Below are 17,684 nucleotides of genomic sequence, written 5' to 3' on the forward strand. Positions count from 1 at the left end.
GGGTTACCAGGTCATGTTGAGGGTCAGCAGGGCGGTCCGCCCCTCCGCATAGCCGCAGGAATACTGGGTCTGGCAGCTGGCGACGTATTCCTTGTCGAACAGGTTGGTGACCGACAGGTTGGCGCCCCAATTCTCGCGCTTGTAGCCGACCCGCGCGTCGAAGACGGTCGCCGCCGGGACCTTCAGCGTGTTCTCGTTGTCGGCCCAGGACGACCCGACATAGCGCACGCCGCCGCCGACCGACACCCCGTTCAGCAGGCTTTCGCGGAAGGTGTAGTCGAGGAAGGCCGAACCCTGGACCTGCGGCACGATGTAGGGCGTCTTGCCGATCAGGGCCGGGTTGGCGTCCTTCTTGATGTCGAGGTCGAGCGCGGTGAAGGAGGCGGTGGCCTTCAGGCTGGGGGTGATGTTGGCCTTGGCCTCCAGCTCGATGCCGCGGGAATTGACCTCGCCCAGCTGGGTCTCGGCGTTGAAGGCGCCGGTCACCACGTTGGTGCGGGTCAGGTCGAACAGGGCGGCGGTGAAGAGCGCGTCCATCCAGGTGGGGCGGTACTTGACGCCGACCTCGTACTGGCGGCCGCTTTCCGGCTTGAAGACGCCGACGGCGGCCGAGGAGCCGAGCACCGGGTTGAAGAAGGTGGAGGCGCTGACATAGGGGGTCAGGCCGTTGGCGAACTCATAGGCCAGACCGGCGCGGCCGCTGAACTTGCCGGTCTTGCCGTCATAGGCGGGCGTCCCGTCGGCGTCGGTCGAGGCGATGTCGTAGCGGCCGCTCAACGTCGCCAGGAAGCCCTGGCCGAAGCGCATCTGGTCCTGCAGGTAGACGCCGAGCTGACGCATCGTCAGCTCCTGGTCGATGTAGGAGAAGCGCTGGCCCTGGGGTGCGCCATAGACCGGGCTGGTGGCGCTGATCGTCGTGGCGGAGCCGGACGCCTGCACCTGTTCCATGGAGAAATACTTATAGTCGACGCCGGCCAGCGCCGTGTGTTCGACCGGACCGGTGCGCAGCTTGCCTTCCAGCTGGTTGTCGATCAGGACGCTGTTGACCCGGCTGGTGTGCTCGAAATTGATGCGCGACAGCAGGTTGTTCGGGTCGGTCGGCGTGGCCGAGAAGCCGCTGTAGCCGAACGGGTAGACCGTGACCTCGTGGACCTTGCTGTGGTTGTAGCGCGCGTTCTGGCGGAAGATCAGGTCGTTCTCGAAACGGTGTTCGAACTCGTAGCCGATGGAGGCTTGGCGGCGGCGGTAGGTGTCGATGCCGGGTTCGGTGAAATTGGCCTTGCGGTCGATGCGGCCGAAGGGCGCGTCCACCACGGTGCCTACATAGGGCAGAAAGGCGCCGCCGTTGTGCGTCTCGTCGATGTCGGTGTAGTTGGCCAGGACCGTCAGGCTGTTGGCGTCGTTCGGCGACCATTTGAAGCTGGGCGAGACGGTGCCGCGGAAGCCGTCCGCGAAGTCGGTGTAGGTGTCGCCGCCGGCGATGTGGCCGGTCAGCCGGTAGCTCAGCGTGGGATCTATAGCGCCGCCGACGTCGAGGCCGAGGAAGGCGGTGCCATGCTGGTCGATGCCGGCCTCGACCGAGCGGACGGGGGTGTCGCCCGGCCGCTTGGTGACGTAGTTCAGCAGGCCGCCGGGGTTGCTGCCGCCGTAGAGCACGGAGGAGGCGCCGCGCAGCACCTCGATCCGCTCAAGGTTATAGCTATCGACGAACTGGCCGCCGAAGCCGTAGGCGTAGAGCTGCAGCCCGTCCTGGTAGACGCCCGACTGCGTCGCCTGGAAGCCGCGGATGAAGACCCAATTGGTGTCGCTGTCACGGCCGAAGGGCTGGCTAAAGACGCCGGGGGTGTAGCGCAGCGCCTCGTCCACCTTCTGGGCGCCGCGGTCGTCCATTTCCTCGCGGCCGATCACCGAAACGGACTGCGGGATTTGCTCCAGCGGCGTGTCGGTCTTGGAACCGGTGGCCGAGCGGGCCGGCACATAGCCCTTGACCGGGCTGGTCGCCGTATCGACGGCCCTGCTGCCTTCGACGGTCACCGGACCGAGGATGGCGGGCGCGCTTGCGTCCTGCGCCTGAGCTTGCGACAGGGCCGGCATCAGCAGGGCGGCGAGCGCCGTGCCGTTCAAGAGGAAACGGGTCATTCGCTTGATCGAAAAGTGAACCATCGCAATCGGCCTCGGACTGTATGCACCACCCGCGAAGCGCCACCGGACGACCTGTCCGAAGGTGGAGCCGTTGTTGCGAATGATTAGCATATGCATGAAGGCCCGGATTGAACCGTCTTTGGACGGGTTGGACGATCTTTCGACATTCGTCGGGCATCGGTATGAACTCACGCGGACTGGTCGCGCAGCCAGGCGGCGGGCGTGGCGCCCACGATCTGGCGGAAGACGCGGGTCAGATGCGCCTGATCGGAGAAACCGGCCATCGCCGCCGCAGCCGCCAGCGTCACGTCCGAGGTGGTCAGCAGCGACTTGGCGCGCTCCACCCGTGCCCGCATCTGCCATTTGTGCGGCGGCACGCCGGTCGATGCCTTGAAGGCGGAGCAGAAATGGGCGGGTGACAGGCCGGTGAGGTCGGCCAGTTCCTGCAGGCGGATCGGCCGGCTGCAATGTTCCTCGATGAAGTCGATCACGCGCCTCAACTGGCGCGGCGGCAGTTGGCCGCGCTTGCGGTCGGTTACCGGCTCGGTCTGGACGAGGCCGATGAACAGGGCGGCCATCAGGCTTTCGCCGTAGAGGTCGTGCAGGGCGCCCGACGTCCGGCATTCCGCCGCGATCAGCCGGGCCAGGGAGAACAGCCGGTCGTCGGAGAAGTTCAGCCGCGGCCGGTCCATTTCCGCGATGTCCAGCCCCTCGGTGAAGCGGCCTTCCAGAACCGACATGTCGAAATGCAGGTCCAGATGGGTGAGGCGGCGGATGCTCTCGGTTCGCGACCAGACCTTGAGGCCGGCCGGAACGAAGCTCATGGGCTGGCGCCGGCTCAGCCGGTGGGACTTGCCGCGGTCAGGGGAGTCCATGACATGGAGGGCGCCGTCGCCGAGTTGGTCGAGCACCACGACGAGACGCGGGGCCTCCGACACATATTCGCCGCCGGCATTTCGGTCGCAGGCCACGGTCCAGATGTCGGCGATCATCCCGTTCCAGGCACGCCATTGCAGGTCGCCGAGGATGGTGATCCCTTCGGTATGGCTCTGCATTCTCGGATGAAACGGCATCGATCGACTTTCTGGCCGCAAATCGCGCGGTTCCGGCACCCTTCGTGACAATCACCTCCTATAGGGCAAAGCGCTATTGCGAACAAGTCGCATTCTTATTTAGCATGCGGCCCACCGGTGCCGACGCGGAGTGGCCTGTCTTGAGCAGCAAGTATCCCTGTGATCTTCGTTGGGTGGAGGTGGTCGCCGTTTCCGCCCTGACGCCGCGCATGCGCCGCATCGTCCTTGGCGGGCCGGCGCTGGAAGGATTCACGCTGAAGCCCGGCGTGCTGGCCCCGCACATCGGTCTGGTGGTTCCGGCGGGGGACGGCGGCGGATCTCCGCTGCGCATCTATTCGGTGCGGCGCTTCGATGCCGCCGCAGGGACGCTGGAGGTGAATTTCGTGCTTCACGGCGCCGGTGTGGCGTCTGGCTGGGCCGCCCGCGCCAAGCCGGGGGAGAAGGTGGGGATCTCGGTATCGGGTGGGATCGCGATGAAGCCGGCAGGCCGGTACGTGGTGGCCGGCGATCATGCGGCACTGCCGGCCATCGCCCATCTGCTGGAAAACCTGCCGGCGGATGCGGCGGCCGAGGTGTTCGTCGAGGTGCCGGGTGCGGCCGAGCAGCAGGAACTGGCCTCACCGGCCGCAACCTCCATCACATGGTTCCACCGGGACCGCCGGTCGGCGCCGGGCCCCTCGCCCCTGCCGGAGGCGGTGATGGAGGCGGCACCGGCCGGAGCGCAAGGACTGGCGGTGTGGAGCGGGACGGAGCATGGCACCGCCCAGCGCATCCGGGGCCATGTCCGCCAAGCCCTGCGCCTTCCCGCCGACGCCTGTTCGGTGGTCGCCTATTGGAAGGCCAGCGTCGCCCAGGGCGGCTTCGAGCATTACGGCTGAGGCCGCCCTGTCCTGGGTTGGAAGGAGCTACCGCCGCCGGCCGAGCGTGAGCAGGAAGGTGCGCGGCACATGGATGCCCTCGCCCTCGCGGAAGCGCTCGTGGAAGGCGACGAAGTCACGCTTCAGAGCGGCGCGGCGCTCCTCGTCGAGGCTGGCGGCCAGGGTGCGCGTCGGGCCGTAGCCGGTCACGAAGGTGCTCCAGGCCGCTTCGCCGCCGGTCTCGACGTAATGGCTGGTCAGTGTCGTGGCCGTCAGGTCGAAGGCGCCGCCGAGCAACTCCTCCAGCCGTTCGGGGCGGCCCCACGCGAAGGGCGATACCGCCGGCGGCGCTGCCATGTAGGGGCGCATCAGCGCGAACATCTCGGCGATGGCGCCGTCCGGCGTCCAGGTGGTCAGGGCAAGCCGGCCGCCGGGCCGGCAGACGCGGGCGAGTTCCTGCGCCGCTGCCTCCGGCTTGGCGGCGAACATGACGCCGAAGGTCGACACCACCGCGTCGAAGCTGGCGTCGGCAAAGGGCAGCGCCTCGGCGTCGCCCAGCCGGTAGTCGATGGAGAGCCCGTCGGACAGCGAGCGTGCGGCGTCCAGCAACCCGGCGGCGATGTCGATGCCAGTGACCTGCGCACCGCGCCGGGCACAGGCTCGCGCCGTGATGCCGGTGCCGGTCGCGACGTCGAGAATCCGTTCGCCCGGCTGGGGAGCGAGCCCGGCGACGGCGGCGTCGATGCCGTCGTAGACGCCGCGGATGATCTCCTCGTAATCCCGGCCGCCCGAACTCCACACGGCGGCAGCCCGCTCGTTGTGCGGCTGAATGGCGGGAGCGGTGGCGATCAGGTCGTCCATGTCGTCCTCCTTGGATCGGAAATGTGCCCGGAGACGGCGGGCTTCGGCCGCGAGGATGGCCGCGTCGCGTCAGCCGGGCGTCGGCCGATCGTCAGCGCCTGCGTCAACCGATCGTCAAAATGCCAACCCGTCCTTCAGGGGTAGCCCCCTGGGCCGACGCGTGTCTGACAGGATTCGTCCCGCCTGCTATGATCGGGGCGGTAGGCAATTTCCGTTTTGGTGCGGCATGGCCGGGCCGACGCTTAGGCTGCTGGGCGGCTTCTCGCTCGCCGATGCCGGTGGGCGTGCCCTCCCTCTGCGCGGGCGGAACGCACAGCTTCTGCTTGCCTATGTCGCGCTGACCGCACCGCGACCGATCTCCCGCGAACGGCTGGCCGCCCTGCTGTGGGAGGACTGCGAAGAGCGGCGGGCGTTGCACAGCCTGCGCCAGTGCCTGATGGAGTTGCGGCACCTCGGTGCGCAGGCCGGCCTAGACCTGATCCGCACGGACAGGAACGAGGTGTCGCTGGCCCTGCCGCCCGACTGTGTCGACGGCGTGATGGTGGAGCGGTTGGCGCGGGACGGCACGGCCGGGAGCCTGCGCGCCGCTGCCGACCTGTGCGCCGGCCCGCTGCTGTCCGATGCGGAGACCTGCAGGCAAGGGTTCAATGACTGGCTGGCCGGCGAACGCGCCCGCTTCGCCCGCTTGGCGGCCGGGATCTTCGCGCGCCTGACGGCATCGTGCGAGGCGGAGGGGGACTGGGACGGCGTGGCGTCCACGGCGGAGCGCTGGCTGGCGCTCGACCCCGCCTGCGAGGAGGCACACCGCGCGCTGATGCGGCTGCATGCACGCAACGGCCGGCGGTCGGACGCCGTGCAGCAGTATCGGGTGTGTGCCGAGGCGGTGCGCCGCTGCCTCGATGCCGACCCGGAGGAGGAGACGGTGGAACTGCTGCACGGCATCCGCGACAGCCACCCAGCCGCAACCGTGGCCGCATCCGGGGCCGCAACCATGGCGGAGCGGCCTGCCGGACTGCTGCCCGAAATCTCCCGGTCAAGCCGTCCGATGCTGCCGGACCGGCCGTCGCTGGCGGTTCTGCCCTTCGGCACGATCGGCGCAGCGTTCGAAGGCGGCGGCCTCGCCGACGGGGTGGCCGCCGACGTGCTGGTGCGGCTTTCGCGGCTGCGCTCGCTGTTCGTCATCGCCCGCGGGTCGTCCTTCCGTTTTCGCGGAACCCAGATCGACCCGTGCACGGTCGGCAGGGCGCTCGGCGTACGCTATCTGGCCAGCGGGGCGATCCGCACCGACGGGCACCGGCTTCGCCTGACCGTTGAGCTGGTGGAGGCGGAAACCGGTGTCGTGATGTGGAGCGACATCTACGACCGCCGCCTGGACGCTGTGTTCGAGGTCCAGGACGAGCTTGCCTCCCGCATCGCCGCCGCTCTCGACGACGAGATCGAAGCGGCCGAGATGCGGCGCGCCCTGGCGGTTCCGCCGTCCTCGCTGGATGGCTGGAGCGCGTATCATCGCGGCCTGTGGCACATGTACCGGTTCACCCGCGACGACAACGAGACGGCGCGCGGTCTTTTCCAACAGGCGCTTCGAACCGACCCGGCGAACGCCCGGCTGCATGCCGGCCTGTCCTTCACCCATTTCCAGGATGCCTTTCTGCATCGCACCGGACAGCGCGGCATCGAGGCGGAGCACGCCTACCGCTTCGCCGAGCAGAGCGTCGGTCTGGACGAGCGCGATCCGACCAGCCATCTTGCCCTGGGCCGGGCGCTGTGGCTGCTGGGGAGGCAGGACGATGCGGTGGAGGAACTGAGCCTTGCGGTCGGCCTCAATCCCAACTTCGCTCTCGGCCATTACTCCCTGGCCTTCGTCCAGGCGCAGGGCGGCGACGCGCGGGCCGCGCTGGGTGCCGCCGACGTCGCGCAGCGGCTGAGCCCGGTCGACCCGCTGCTGTTCGGCATGCTCGGCGCGCGGGCGCTCGCCTGTCTCAATCTGAAGGAACATGCCCAGGCGGCCCTGTGGGGCGACCGGGCGGCGCGGCGGCCGAACGCCCATGTCCACATCCAGGCCATTGCCGCATTCTCCAACGCCCTGGCCGACCGGCGGGAGGAGGCCGGGGGATATGCCCGGCGGATCAAGGAGACGGCGCCGTCCTACCGGTGCGACGATTTCCTCGCCGCCTTCCACACGCTGACACCATCCGTGGTCGACCTCATCCGACGCGTCGGGCCGAGCATCGGGCTGCCGTCCTGATCAGGGCTCGTCGGTGGCGACGACCTTGCCCGGATTCATAATGCCCTGCGGGTCGAACAGCCGCTTGATGCCGCGCATCAGCGCCATCTCCGCCGGTTCCTTGAAGGCGGCGAGCGCGTCGCGCACGCTCTGGCCGATGCCATGCTCGGCGCTGATGGTGCCGTCGAGGTCAATGGCGACGCGGTGTACGGCGGCACTGACGGCATGGCCGGTGACTTCCAGCGGTTGACTTTCCGTCCGCGCGCTGTCCGGCAGGATGACGACCAGATGGATGTTGCCGTCGCCGATATGGCCGACCGCCACCACGCGGGCATCCGGCCGCAGCGCCTCGACGGCGGCGGTGGCGCGGGCGACGAAATCGGGGATGCGGGCGACCGGCACCGCCGTGTCGTGGCCGATGACGATGCCGCTCTTGCGATTGGCCTCCGACACGCTGTGGCGCAGCTTCCACAGGGCGTCCGCCTGGGCATGGCTGCGGGCGACGGTCGCGTCGGCGACGCTGCCGTCCTCCAGCCCTTCGGCCAGCAGGTCCTCCAGCGCGGCGGCTAGGTCCAGGCCGGCCATGGGATCGGTGACCTCGGCCAGCAGATACCAGGGCATGGCGGTGGCGAGCGGCCGGACTGTGCCTGGAACATGGGCGAGCACGGCGGCGAGCTGCGCTTCCGACAGGATTTCCGCCGTGGTCACCCGGTCGCCCAGCGTCCCGCGCATCCGGGCGAACACCCGCAGCGCCGCCTCCAGCGAGGGCAGGGCAAGGAAGGCGGTGGCGACGCTGCGCGGGCGCGGGAACAGTTTCAGCGTCGCCGCGGTGACGATGCCCAGCGTTCCTTCCGCGCCGATGAACAGATGCTTCAGGGCATAGCCGGTGTTGTCCTTGCGCAGCGCGCGCAGGCCGTTCCACAGCGTGCCGTCGGGCAGCACCACCTCCAGCCCGAGCACAAGGTCGCGCATCGGGCCATAGCGCAGGACGGCGGTGCCGCCGGCATTGGTGGCGATGGTACCGCCGATCTGGCAACTGCCCTCGCTGCCCAGGCTCATCGGGAACAGCCGGTCGGCCTGTTCTGCGGCGGCCTGGACGGCGGCCAGCGTGCAGCCGGCCTCCACCGTCAGGCTGTCACCGATGGAATCGACCGCACGGATGCGGTTGAGGCGCGACAGGCAGAGCACGAGGCTGCGGCCGGAGGCGTCGGGAATGGCGCCGCCGACCACGCCGGTGTTGCCGCCCTGCGGCACCAGCGGCGTGCCGGTGTCGGCACACAGCCGGACGATGGCCGCCACCTGCGCCGCGTCGGCCGGGCGGACGACGCCAAGCGCTTCACCGCGGTAGCGGCCGCGCCAGTCCGCCAGGAAGGGCGCGGTGTCGGCCGGGTCCGACAGGACATGCGCCGGCCCGACGATGGCGCGCGCCCGCTCCAGGACATCGCTGCTCGCCATGCCCTCACAGCCCCAGATAGGCGGTCTTGATGCGCGGGTCGGCCAGAAGGGTCTGGGCCGCGTCCTCCATCACCACCCGGCCGGTTTCCAGCACATAGGCGCGGTCGGCCAGACGCAGGGCCAGATCGACCCGCTGTTCGACCAGCAGGACGGTGATGCCGGATTTGTGCAGGCTTTTGATCGTGTCGGCCAGCGTGTCGACGATGATCGGCGCCAGACCCAGCGTCGGTTCGTCCAGCATCAGGCATTTCGGGTTGGCCATCAGGCCGCGCCCGAAGGCGACTAGCTGCTGCTGGCCGCCGCTCATGGTGCCGGCGCGCTGGGTGCGGCGTTCGGCCAGGATGGGGAACAGCTCGTAGACCCAGCGCAGCCGCTCGGCGAAGCCCATGCTGCCGGGCCGGCCGCGCAGGGCGCCCAGTTCCAGATGCTCCAGCACCGTCATGTCGGGAAAAAGCTGGCGGCCTTCCGGCACATGGACCAGCCCGCGTTCGATCACCTGATGCGGCGCCATGCGGTCGATGCGCTCGCCGTCGAAGGTGATCGTCCCGCCGCTCGGCCGCAGCAGGGCGGAGATCGCCTTCAGCGTCGTCGTCTTGCCGGCGCCGTTGGAGCCGACCAGCGTGACCAGTTCCCCTTCCTCCACGGTCAGGGAGACGTTGTGGACCGCCTCGCGGTGGCCGTAGCTGACCTTCAGACCTTCGACCTTAAGCATCGACCGGCTCCCGTCCCAGATACACTCGGATCACTTCAGGGTCGTTCAGAACCTTGGCCGGCGGCCCTTCGGCGATCTTCACCCCATGGTCCAGCACCACCAGCCGGTCGCAGACGCTGGCGACCACGCGCATGTGGTGCTCCACCAGCAGCACGGTGACGCCGCGGGCGCGGATGCGGCGGATCATCTCGACCAGCCGCTGGCCTTCCTCCGGGTTCATGCCGGCGGCAGGCTCGTCGAGCAGAAGCAGGCGCGGCTCGGCGGCCAGCGCGATGGCGATCTCCAGCCGGCGCTGCTCGCCGTAGGACATGGAGTCGGCCAGGGTGTCGGCGCGATGGTCGAGATCGCAGAAGGCCAGGATCTCCAAGGCCTTGCGCCGCAGTTCCGCCTCTTCCCGGCGATAGGCGGCGTTGCGCAGGATCGCGGCACCCCAGCCGGCCCGCGTGGTGCGGTATGCGGCGCTGCGCACATTGTCGAGCGCGGTCAGGCTGGGGAACAGGCTGGTGATCTGGAAGGTGCGCGACACGCCGCGCTGGCCCATGACGTGCGACGGCGCCCCGGTGCAGTCGGTGCCGTCGAAGCGGACACTGCCCGACGAGGGCGGCAGCGAGCCGCCCAGCATGTTGAACAGCGTCGTCTTGCCGGCGCCGTTCGGTCCGATCAGCCCGACCACCTCGCCGGCCTGCACCGACATCGAAACGTCGCGCACCGCGGTCAGGCCGCCGAAGATGCGGGTCAGGTTGCTGACGGACAGGATCTCTTGAGCCGCGGGGTTCATTTCGCACCTCCTTCGGCGCTTGGCAAACCGGTGGGGGGCAAACCGGTGGGGGCCGCCGGCTGGGTGTTCTCCGACTTGTGGCTGTTGCGCCAGCGCTGCCACAGGCTGACCAGACCGCCCGGCAGGAAGACGACGGTGCCGGTGAGCAGGGCCGCAAAGATGACCATGCGCAGCGGGCCGGCGACGCGCAGCGATTCCAGCAGGCCGATATAGACCAGCGCCCCCAGGATCGGTCCCAGGATGGTGCCGCGCCCGCCGATGATCACGACGATGATGAGGGCGGCGACATTGTGGACGCCCATGATGTCGGGGGTGATGACGCGGATGTAGTGGGCGTAGATGGCGCCGCCGATGCCGGCGATGGCGGTGGCGGCGACGAAGCCCAGCAGCTTCGTATGGAAGACGTTGATGCCGAGCGAGGCGGCGAGCGGCGCGTTCTCCCGCACCGCCAGGAAGGCGCGGCCGGTGCGGCTGCTGACCAGCGCATGGCAGAGATAGGCCGTCGCCAGCACCAGGGCCAGCACCAGGTAATAGGTCTCGCGCGCGGCGGTGAAGGTGAGCGGGCCGATCGCCATCGGCGGGATGTCGGTGATGCCCATCGGGCCGCGCGTCAGGTCCACCCAATGATTGGTGATGGTGAACAGGATGGCGCCGAAGCCCAGCGTCAGGATGGCGAACTGCGGCCCGACCACCCGCAGAGCGGCATAGCCGATCACCAGCCCGAACGACGCCGCCACCAACCCGGCCAGCGGCAGCCCCAGCAGCGGCGGCAGGCCGAACTGGGTGGAAAGGATGGCGGAGGTGTAGGCGCCGACGCCGACGAAGGCGGCATGGCCGAAGGTGAGTTCGCCCAGATACCCGATGACGATGTTGAGGCTGAGCGCCAGCAGCGCATACAGCATCCACAGCACCAGCAGATGTTCCAGATAGGCGTTGCCGGACAGGAAGGGCAGGACGGCCAGCGCCGCCACGCCGCCTGCAATCGCCAGGGTCTGGCCGTGGGAGTTGGTGTTCATCGCAGACCCCTTGCCGTGCTGAACAGGCCGTTGGGGCGCCACAGCAGGACCGCGATGATCATCGCGTAGCCGATCGCCTCCATGAAGCCGAGGGAGATGTAGCCGCCGCCCAGCGATTCGATGACGCCCAGCAGCAGGCCGGCGAACAGGGCGCCGGTGACGCTGCCCAGACCGCCCATGATGACCACGATGAAGCCCTTCAGAACCGCCCAGTTGCCGATGGTCGGGAAGATCATCACGGTGGGGCCGACCAGGGCGCCCGACAGCGCCGCCAGCCCGCAGGCCAGCGCGAAGGTGTAGGCATGGACCAGCTTGATGTTGATGCCGGTCAGTGCCGCGCCGTTCGGATTCTGCGCCGTCGCCCGCATCATCTTGCCGAAGCGCGAATAGCGGATGAACAGGTAGACCGCGATCAGCGCCACCACCGCGGCGGCGAAGACCAGCACGCGCTGCTGGGTCAGCGTCACCGTGCCGATGTCCAGCACCTCGTCGGCGAAGGGGCTCTCGACATATTTCGGATCGGCGCCGAACAGCAGCTCGCCGCCGTTGGCGATCAGCAAGGCAAGCCCCAGGCTGGACAGCAGGATGGTGAATTCATGGTCGCGCCGCAGCGGCCAGAAGATCAGCCTGTTGGCGGCGATGCCGAGCCCCGCCACCACCACCGCCGAGATGGCCGCAGCCGCGATGTAGTCGAGCCCGAGCAGGGTGCCGACGAAATAAGTGATGTAGGCGCCGAGCATGTAGAACTCGCCATGGGCGAAGTTGACGATGCGCAGCACCCCGAAGACCAGCGTCAGCCCGGTGGCGATGAGCACATAGGCCATCCCGTTGACCAGGCCGTTCGCGATCTGCTGGGCGAAGACGGTGAAATCCATATCGAATCTTCCTGTCGGGGGGCAGTTGTTCCCTCTCCCCCCTGGGGAGAGGGTTAGGGTGAGGGGGGAGCGTGGCGGCCCGTCACCGAGAATCCACCCTATGCATCCCCCTCACCCCGACCCTCTCCCCGGGGAGGAGAGGGAGACCCTCGTGGCAGCCCCTCAGTCCCGGACGCTGACGATCTGCTTCTTCTGGATCTGCACCAGATGGATCGCCTGGTTCGCCTGGCCCTTGTCGGAGAAGCGCAGGTTGCCCATCACCGTCGGCACTTCCTGCGACTTCAGGGCGGCTGCGATCTTGTCATAGGCGCGCGGGTCGCCGCCGGCGGCATCGACGCCGAAGGCCAGGGTCTGGACCGCCTGGGCGCCGAGGGCGGCGATGAAGGACGGCTCGTTCTTGTAGGACTTGCGGTACTGCTCCAGCCACGGCTTCAGCGACGGGGCGCTGCCGTCCTCGGTGAAGGGCGAGGCCGAATAGACCTGCTCCAGCGAGTTGCCGGACAGCTCGACCAGCTTCGGGTTCATGTTGCCGGCCGACGCGATGACCTTGCCGCGATAGCCGGTCTGCTTGATCTGCCGGTAGATGGTGGCGCCCTGCGAGGTGTTGATCGCCGCGACATAGATCGCGTCGGCGTTCAGCGACTTCAGCTTGGTCAGCGCGGTGGTGAAGTCCGTGTCGGTGCGGTTGTAGAACTCGTGCCCCTTCACCTCGATGCCGCAGCCGGTCAGCAGCTTGGTGTAGTTGTCCAGCTCCAGCCGGCCCCAGTCGTCGTTGACGTTCATGAAGGCGATCGACTTCGGCTTGATGCGCTCGCAGATCGCCTTGGAATAGAACTCCGACATCATCGCTGAGGTGGCGTTCAGGCGGAACAGGTACTTGTGCCCTTCCTCCGTCACCTTCGGGTGCTGCGAGCTGGTCATGACGGTGATGATCTTGTCGCGCGTCACTTCCTTCATCGACAGGGCGACGGCGCTGAACCAGCCGCCGACGATCATGTCGACGTTGTCCTGTTCCATCGCCCGCTTGGCGGCGCTGACGCCGTCCTCGGGGGAGCCCTTGTCGTCGTAGGTCAGCAGTTCCAGCTTGCGGCCGCCGGCGACGCCGCCCTTGGCGTTGATGACCGCGACCATCGCCTGCGCGCCTTCCAGGCCGAGCTGGCCTTCGAAGGCGCCGGTGCCGCTCATCGGGCCGATCAGGGCGATGCGGACCGGGGGCTGCTGCGCCTGGGCGCCGGTGGTGCCGGCGACGGGGATGGTCAGGGCCAGGGCCGCCGCGGCGGCAAGGAGAGTGCGCCTACCGAACATGGGGTTCCTCCGTGGATTGGTCGTCTTTTGCTTGGGCGTCTTTTGATTTGCCCTTGGATCCGGCGGGTGGTGCGCGCCGGCAAAGGATCGTCAGGCGGTCTTCAGGTAGCGCTTCTGCAGCTCCTCGATCTGCGGGAAGCCGATGAAGTCGATGAACTCGTTGTGGCCGGTGACCGGGCGCGGCAGGCCGCTGGTGGAGCGGCGTTCCGCAAGCGCGGCCAGATTCTCCTTCAGCGCCGAGGCGACGGTCATCAGCGGCACCAGCGCGTAGGTCGCCATGCCGGCCACCTCCTCGACCTCGTCGGCCGACAGCTTTTCCAGCCAGCCGAGCAGCTGCAGCGACAGCGGCACGCCGACCGCCTCGCGCATGGCGCGCAAGCCGTCGATATCCTTGAAACACTTGCTGATCGGCTGGATCATGTCGGCACCGGCGGCGACATAGGCGCGCCCGCGCTCCATCGCGGCGGCCGGATCGACCACGTCGGTGCGGGCGATGATCAGCATGTTGGGATCGCGCCGGGCCTCGACCGCCGCCTGGATCTTGGCGACGCCCTCGTCCATCGGGATCACCTCGACCCCGCCGACGCAGATCGGGCAGCGCTTAGGCGCGACCTGATCCTCCATGATGACGGCGGAGACGCCCGACGCCTCGAACTCGCGGATGGTGCGCATCACGTTGATGGCGTTGCCGTATCCGGTGTCGATGTCGGCGATGACCGGGACCTTGACCGCCGACACCACGTTGCGGACCACGGTCAGGTTTTCCGACATGGTGTACAGCTCGGCATCCGGCTGGCCGAGGAAGGAGGCGGAGACGCCGAAGCCCGAGGTCATCAGCGCATCGAAGCCGGCCGCTTCAATGAAGCGGGCGGACAGGGCATCGTAGGCGCCGGCCGACCAGACGGTCTTCTGCGCCAGCACGCGGTTGCGGAATTCAGGTCCCCGAGACATGGGCATGGTCCTTTTGTTCGCGTTGCTGGGCCGCCTGCCGCTTCAGGAAGGGGACGAGGCCGCCGGCCTCGATCATCTCGGCATCCGCCTGCGGCAGCGGCTCATAGGGAATTTCGGTGCCTTGGCTGTGGTTGCGGACCACGCCGGCCGCCCAATCCACTTCGATCTCGTCCCAGCGCCGGACGAAGCCGAGGATTCCGGGGCAGCTGACCTGCGGGAAGCCCATGCTGACCTCCCCACGCCAATAGCCGGGAGAGAAGGACTCCGCGATCACCCCGGTGATGCCGAGATGGCGCATCGCCTTCATCGGCGGGTAATGCGGGTGGCCGTAGCCGAAATTGTCCGCACCGACCAGCAGGTCGCCCGGCCGCACCGATTTGGCGAAGTCGGGGTCGTAGCTCTGCATGGCGAGCTGCGCCAGTTCGGCTACGTCGGTGATCTTGATGTTCTTCACGCCGACGATCTGGTCGACGTCGAAGTTCACCTCGTCGAAGATGAAGGCGACGCGGCCCCGCATGATTGGCATTTGCAAGCTGGGTTGGGCCATGGCGGCTCTCACAGGTAGGGGCGCGGATCGGCGATCCGGCCCTCGATGGCGGAGGCGGCGACCACCGCGGCGTTGCACAGGTAGATCTCGGAATCCGGGCTGCCCATCCGTCCGCGGACGTTCAGCGTGCCGGTCGACACCGCGCGCTGGCCCGCCGTCATCGTCGCGATGCGGCCGAAGCAGTAATCGCAGCTGGGCGAGGAGACGAAGGCCCCGGCCTCCACCAGCGTGGACACCAGCCCTTCGCGCGCCGCCGCCGCCATCAATTCCTGGCTGGTCGGCACGATGTGCAGAGAGACGCCGGTCTTCACCCGCCGGCCGTCCAGCACCTTGGCCGCCGCCCGCAGATCCTCCAGCCGGCCCGACGCACAGGAGCCGAGATAGCCGGCATTGATCTCCAGCCCGAGGAACTCGGTCAGGTCGCGCGTGTCGGCCGGAGTCGGGGGCACGACGACGATCGGCTCCAGATCCGACAGATCGATGTCGTGAACGGCGGAATAGCGCGCGTCCGGATCGCTCGATACCGGCTCCAGCTTCTTCCGGGCGCGCGGCAGGGCGTAGTCGAGCCGGACGGGATCGGGGTTGACGATGGCGGTCAGCGCGCCGGTGAACATGGCGAGCCCGGTGATGGTCTGCAGCCCCTCCGTCGACATCGCCGCCACTGACGGCCCGCCGAGTTCCAGAACCTGGAAGCGGCAGGAGCTCGGCCCCAGCCGGCGCACCAGATGGTGGAAGACGTCGCGCGCCATCACGCCGGGCCGCAGAGAACCGCGCAGGTTCACCCGCACGGTGTCGGGCACGCGGATCGACACGGTGTCGCTGACGAAGGCTTCCATCACGTTGCGGCGCAGACCGATGGCGAGCGTGCCGAAGGTGCCGAGCTGGCTGACATGACCATCGAAATGGACGACGAAGGCGCCCGGCGTGGCATAGCCGACCTCCGCCGCCACCTGATGGCCGATGCCATGGCGTTCGAACAGCGGCACATCGTTCTCCGCGCACCAGTTGCGGGTGTTGATGTGAAGCTCTTCCTCCTTGGCGGTGGCGGTCGGCACCATGTGGTCGATGAAAATGCCGAAGCGTTCCGGCTCGGCCACCCGCTCGATGCCGAAATCCTCCTTCATCGTCTTGAAATAGACGTCGGTGTAGCCGGGGAAGTCGTAGGCCAGCACGAAGTCCGGCTTTGCCTTGATGTCCTGTCCGGCGCGGACAGCGGGCAGCCCCGCCGCGCGCGCCAGGATCTTCTCGGTGATGGTGTAGCCCATGGCGTGGATCTCTCCGCTCCCGTCCGTCAGCCGCCGAGGCCGAGGGAGCCGGGATTCATCAGCCCCTGCGGATCGACGGCGCGCTTGACGCCCTCCAGCAGCGACCAGGTTTCGGGGGTCATGATCTCGCGGAACGGATAGTCGCGGGCGACCTGCCAGCTGACGCCGCCCAGGCTGCAATACAGTTCCTGCGTCGCGCGGCGCAGTTCGGCCACCGCATTGCGCGCCTGCGGGTTGGCCGGGCGGTCGCGCCAGGGCTTTACCACGTCCTCGCCCAGGCTGGCGGCGTGCAGCGGCGTGATCTCGTCGTTCCAGTAGAAGGCCGGCTCCAGGAAGAAGTCGTTGCCGACCGTCATGGTCATCACCGAATAGATGATGCCGTGCTGTTCCATGAAGCCGCGCTTCTCCGCGAAGAAGGCGTCGTTGGCGGCGACCACCTTGTCGGCATCGCCCAGCGGGAAGATGGCGTGGATCGGAACCCAGCGCTGGCCCTCGCGCCCCAGCATGCCGCGCACCGGCCCGAAGGGCTTGGAGCGCATGACCTTCGGCACGCTGTTCTCGATTTCCTTGCCGTGGCGGGCACCGATCTCGCGCACGGTCTGCATCGCCTCGCGCAGTTGAGCTTCGCTGCGCCCCTCGACCACCAGATGGAGGGTGAAGTTGTGGTCCTTGAGGAAGGCGGTGCCGGCGGTGGCGACGCTCAACGCCTCCTTGGCGCCCTGGAACAGCGACTTACCGGCCTTCGCCACGTTGCCCAGAGTCTTCAGCCCGTCCGACAGCTTGTTGACGCTGGCCGAATGCTCGACCTTGGTGCGGTCGATGCCGAAGCCTTCCGACACGCAGCGCGCCCGCGCCATCTCCACCTGGGCGGCGGCCATCGCCTGCATGGTGGCGAAGCCGAAGGACAGGAAATCGCTGTGTTCCGGCCGGCGGTGGAGGCGCAGCGTCGCCGCCACCTTGAAGCCCATGGCGCCGTTGTCGCCCAGGAACAGGCCGGTCAGGTCGGGACCACCGGAGCGGGTGAAGGGCTTGGTCCCGACGCGCCCGCCCGATCCGGTGGTGACGACGCGCCCGTCGGCCAGCACCACGGTGACGCCCAGCACGCTTTCCGCCACGGTGCCGTGCAGGGCGGAACCGAAGAAGGCGCTGTTCTGCGACAGGGCGCCGCCGATGGTGGCGTTGATGCCCGACAGCGGCCCCCAATAGCCGGTGCGTAGGCCGGTGCCCTCCAGCGCCTCGTTCAGCGCGGCCCAGGTGCAGCCGGTCTCCACCGTCACATAAAGGCTGTCGGTGTTGAGTTCGATGACGCGGTTCAGCCGGCGGCTGTCGATGACGACCGAATCCGGCCGCTTGGGCAGATAGCCCTTGGTGTAGGACATGCCGCCGCCGCGCGGCACCACCGCCACGCCGGCGTCATGGGCGGCGCGGATGGCGGCGGCGACCTGATCGCGGTCGCGCGGCAGGGCGATGGCGAGGGGCGGAATGCCCGGCTGCCAGAACACGTCGTTGGCGTAGAAGTTGCGGCTCTTCTCGTCATCCAGCAGGCCGTCGGCGCCGAGTGCGGCGCGCAGGGCGTCAAGCAGGGTGGCCGTGCCTTCGAGGGCGGCGATGCTCATGGAATGT

The 17,684-nt window shown here is 68.4% G+C and carries 15 protein-coding genes; 2 read left to right on the plus strand and 13 right to left on the minus strand.

Annotated features, from left to right (window positions below):
* Positions 1-3: 3 nt before the first annotated feature.
* Both J2Y49_RS18120 and J2Y49_RS18125 read right to left on the minus strand, forming a co-directional pair.
* Positions 4-2,139, minus strand: a complete 2,136-nt coding sequence (locus J2Y49_RS18120) for a TonB-dependent siderophore receptor (RefSeq protein WP_310116270.1) — start codon at positions 2,137-2,139, stop codon at positions 4-6.
* Between the two features lie 191 nt (positions 2,140-2,330).
* Positions 2,331-3,197, minus strand: a complete 867-nt coding sequence (locus J2Y49_RS18125; protein ID WP_310116271.1) for an AraC family transcriptional regulator — start codon at positions 3,195-3,197, stop codon at positions 2,331-2,333.
* A 158-nt stretch (positions 3,198-3,355) separates the two neighbouring features.
* Between J2Y49_RS18125 and J2Y49_RS18130 the strand changes: the two genes are divergently transcribed.
* Positions 3,356-4,093, plus strand: coding sequence for a siderophore-interacting protein (locus J2Y49_RS18130; protein WP_310116273.1), 738 nt, complete (start codon positions 3,356-3,358; stop codon positions 4,091-4,093).
* Between the two features lie 27 nt (positions 4,094-4,120).
* Here J2Y49_RS18130 and J2Y49_RS18135 read toward each other — a convergent pair whose 3' ends face one another.
* Positions 4,121-4,933 (minus strand): class I SAM-dependent methyltransferase, encoded by an 813-nt coding sequence (locus tag J2Y49_RS18135; protein ID WP_310116274.1) that lies wholly within the window; start codon positions 4,931-4,933, stop codon positions 4,121-4,123.
* A 226-nt stretch (positions 4,934-5,159) separates the two neighbouring features.
* Between J2Y49_RS18135 and J2Y49_RS18140 the strand changes: the two genes are divergently transcribed.
* Positions 5,160-7,178 (plus strand): BTAD domain-containing putative transcriptional regulator, encoded by a 2,019-nt coding sequence (locus J2Y49_RS18140; protein ID WP_310116275.1) that lies wholly within the window; start codon positions 5,160-5,162, stop codon positions 7,176-7,178.
* On the opposite strand, the gene J2Y49_RS18145 is transcribed toward J2Y49_RS18140, so the two are convergent.
* The 10 genes from J2Y49_RS18145 to J2Y49_RS18190 form a co-directional block, all read right to left on the minus strand.
* Positions 7,179-8,612, minus strand: coding sequence for an FAD-binding oxidoreductase (locus tag J2Y49_RS18145; RefSeq protein ID WP_310116276.1), 1,434 nt, complete (start codon positions 8,610-8,612; stop codon positions 7,179-7,181).
* A 4-nt stretch (positions 8,613-8,616) separates the two neighbouring features.
* Positions 8,617-9,324 (minus strand): ABC transporter ATP-binding protein, encoded by a 708-nt coding sequence (locus J2Y49_RS18150; RefSeq protein ID WP_149224188.1) that lies wholly within the window; start codon positions 9,322-9,324, stop codon positions 8,617-8,619.
* Positions 9,317-10,102 carry an ABC transporter ATP-binding protein gene (locus tag J2Y49_RS18155; protein WP_310116277.1) on the minus strand — a complete coding sequence of 262 codons (786 nt, stop codon included), beginning with the start codon at positions 10,100-10,102 and terminating at the stop codon, positions 9,317-9,319. Before J2Y49_RS18155 ends, J2Y49_RS18150 begins: the two co-directional genes overlap by 8 nt.
* A complete protein-coding gene (locus tag J2Y49_RS18160) occupies positions 10,099-11,118 on the minus strand; it encodes a branched-chain amino acid ABC transporter permease (RefSeq protein WP_310116278.1) in 1,020 nt (339 codons plus the stop codon). Before J2Y49_RS18160 ends, J2Y49_RS18155 begins: the two co-directional genes overlap by 4 nt.
* Positions 11,115-11,993, minus strand: a complete 879-nt coding sequence (locus J2Y49_RS18165; protein WP_310116279.1) for a branched-chain amino acid ABC transporter permease — start codon at positions 11,991-11,993, stop codon at positions 11,115-11,117. The genes J2Y49_RS18160 and J2Y49_RS18165 overlap by 4 nt, the downstream gene beginning before the upstream one ends.
* 162 nt (positions 11,994-12,155) lie before the next feature.
* Complete coding sequence (locus J2Y49_RS18170; protein WP_310116280.1) at positions 12,156-13,298, minus strand: ABC transporter substrate-binding protein; 1,143 nt, start codon at positions 13,296-13,298, stop codon at positions 12,156-12,158.
* Between the two features lie 90 nt (positions 13,299-13,388).
* Positions 13,389-14,249 carry an isocitrate lyase/PEP mutase family protein gene (locus J2Y49_RS18175; protein WP_310116281.1) on the minus strand — a complete coding sequence of 287 codons (861 nt, stop codon included), beginning with the start codon at positions 14,247-14,249 and terminating at the stop codon, positions 13,389-13,391.
* A complete protein-coding gene (locus J2Y49_RS18180; RefSeq protein ID WP_310116282.1) occupies positions 14,233-14,775 on the minus strand; it encodes a 3-isopropylmalate dehydratase in 543 nt (180 codons plus the stop codon). The genes J2Y49_RS18175 and J2Y49_RS18180 overlap by 17 nt, the downstream gene beginning before the upstream one ends.
* 29 nt (positions 14,776-14,804) lie before the next feature.
* Positions 14,805-16,061 (minus strand): aconitase family protein, encoded by a 1,257-nt coding sequence (locus J2Y49_RS18185; protein ID WP_310116283.1) that lies wholly within the window; start codon positions 16,059-16,061, stop codon positions 14,805-14,807.
* A 26-nt stretch (positions 16,062-16,087) separates the two neighbouring features.
* Positions 16,088-17,677 (minus strand): FAD-binding oxidoreductase, encoded by a 1,590-nt coding sequence (locus tag J2Y49_RS18190; protein WP_310116284.1) that lies wholly within the window; start codon positions 17,675-17,677, stop codon positions 16,088-16,090.
* Positions 17,678-17,684 lie beyond the last annotated feature (7 nt).

It is taken from the genome of Azospirillum sp. BE72, assembly GCF_031455875.1.
In the GTDB taxonomy this organism is placed as follows: Bacteria; Pseudomonadota; Alphaproteobacteria; order Azospirillales; family Azospirillaceae; genus Azospirillum.

Bases quoted from the DNA above. Each gene is read 5' to 3' on its own strand.
- J2Y49_RS18120 (WP_310116270.1), bottom strand. From the start codon at position 2,139: ATGACCCGTTTCCTCTTGAACGGCACGGCGCTCGCCGCCCTGCTGATG.
- J2Y49_RS18125 (WP_310116271.1), bottom strand. From the start codon at position 3,197: ATGCAGAGCCATACCGAAGGGATCACCATCCTCGGCGACCTGCAATGG.
- J2Y49_RS18135 (WP_310116274.1), bottom strand. From the start codon at position 4,933: ATGGACGACCTGATCGCCACCGCTCCCGCCATTCAGCCGCACAACGAG.
- J2Y49_RS18140 (WP_310116275.1), top strand. From the start codon at position 5,160: ATGGCCGGGCCGACGCTTAGGCTGCTGGGCGGCTTCTCGCTCGCCGAT.
- J2Y49_RS18145 (WP_310116276.1), bottom strand. From the start codon at position 8,612: ATGGCGAGCAGCGATGTCCTGGAGCGGGCGCGCGCCATCGTCGGGCCG.
- J2Y49_RS18150 (WP_149224188.1), bottom strand. From the start codon at position 9,324: ATGCTTAAGGTCGAAGGTCTGAAGGTCAGCTACGGCCACCGCGAGGCG.
- J2Y49_RS18155 (WP_310116277.1), bottom strand. From the start codon at position 10,102: ATGAACCCCGCGGCTCAAGAGATCCTGTCCGTCAGCAACCTGACCCGC.
- J2Y49_RS18160 (WP_310116278.1), bottom strand. From the start codon at position 11,118: ATGAACACCAACTCCCACGGCCAGACCCTGGCGATTGCAGGCGGCGTG.
- J2Y49_RS18165 (WP_310116279.1), bottom strand. From the start codon at position 11,993: ATGGATTTCACCGTCTTCGCCCAGCAGATCGCGAACGGCCTGGTCAAC.
- J2Y49_RS18170 (WP_310116280.1), bottom strand. From the start codon at position 13,298: ATGTTCGGTAGGCGCACTCTCCTTGCCGCCGCGGCGGCCCTGGCCCTG.
- J2Y49_RS18175 (WP_310116281.1), bottom strand. From the start codon at position 14,249: ATGTCTCGGGGACCTGAATTCCGCAACCGCGTGCTGGCGCAGAAGACC.
- J2Y49_RS18180 (WP_310116282.1), bottom strand. From the start codon at position 14,775: ATGCCAATCATGCGGGGCCGCGTCGCCTTCATCTTCGACGAGGTGAAC.
- J2Y49_RS18185 (WP_310116283.1), bottom strand. From the start codon at position 16,061: ATGGGCTACACCATCACCGAGAAGATCCTGGCGCGCGCGGCGGGGCTG.
- J2Y49_RS18190 (WP_310116284.1), bottom strand. From the start codon at position 17,677: ATGAGCATCGCCGCCCTCGAAGGCACGGCCACCCTGCTTGACGCCCTG.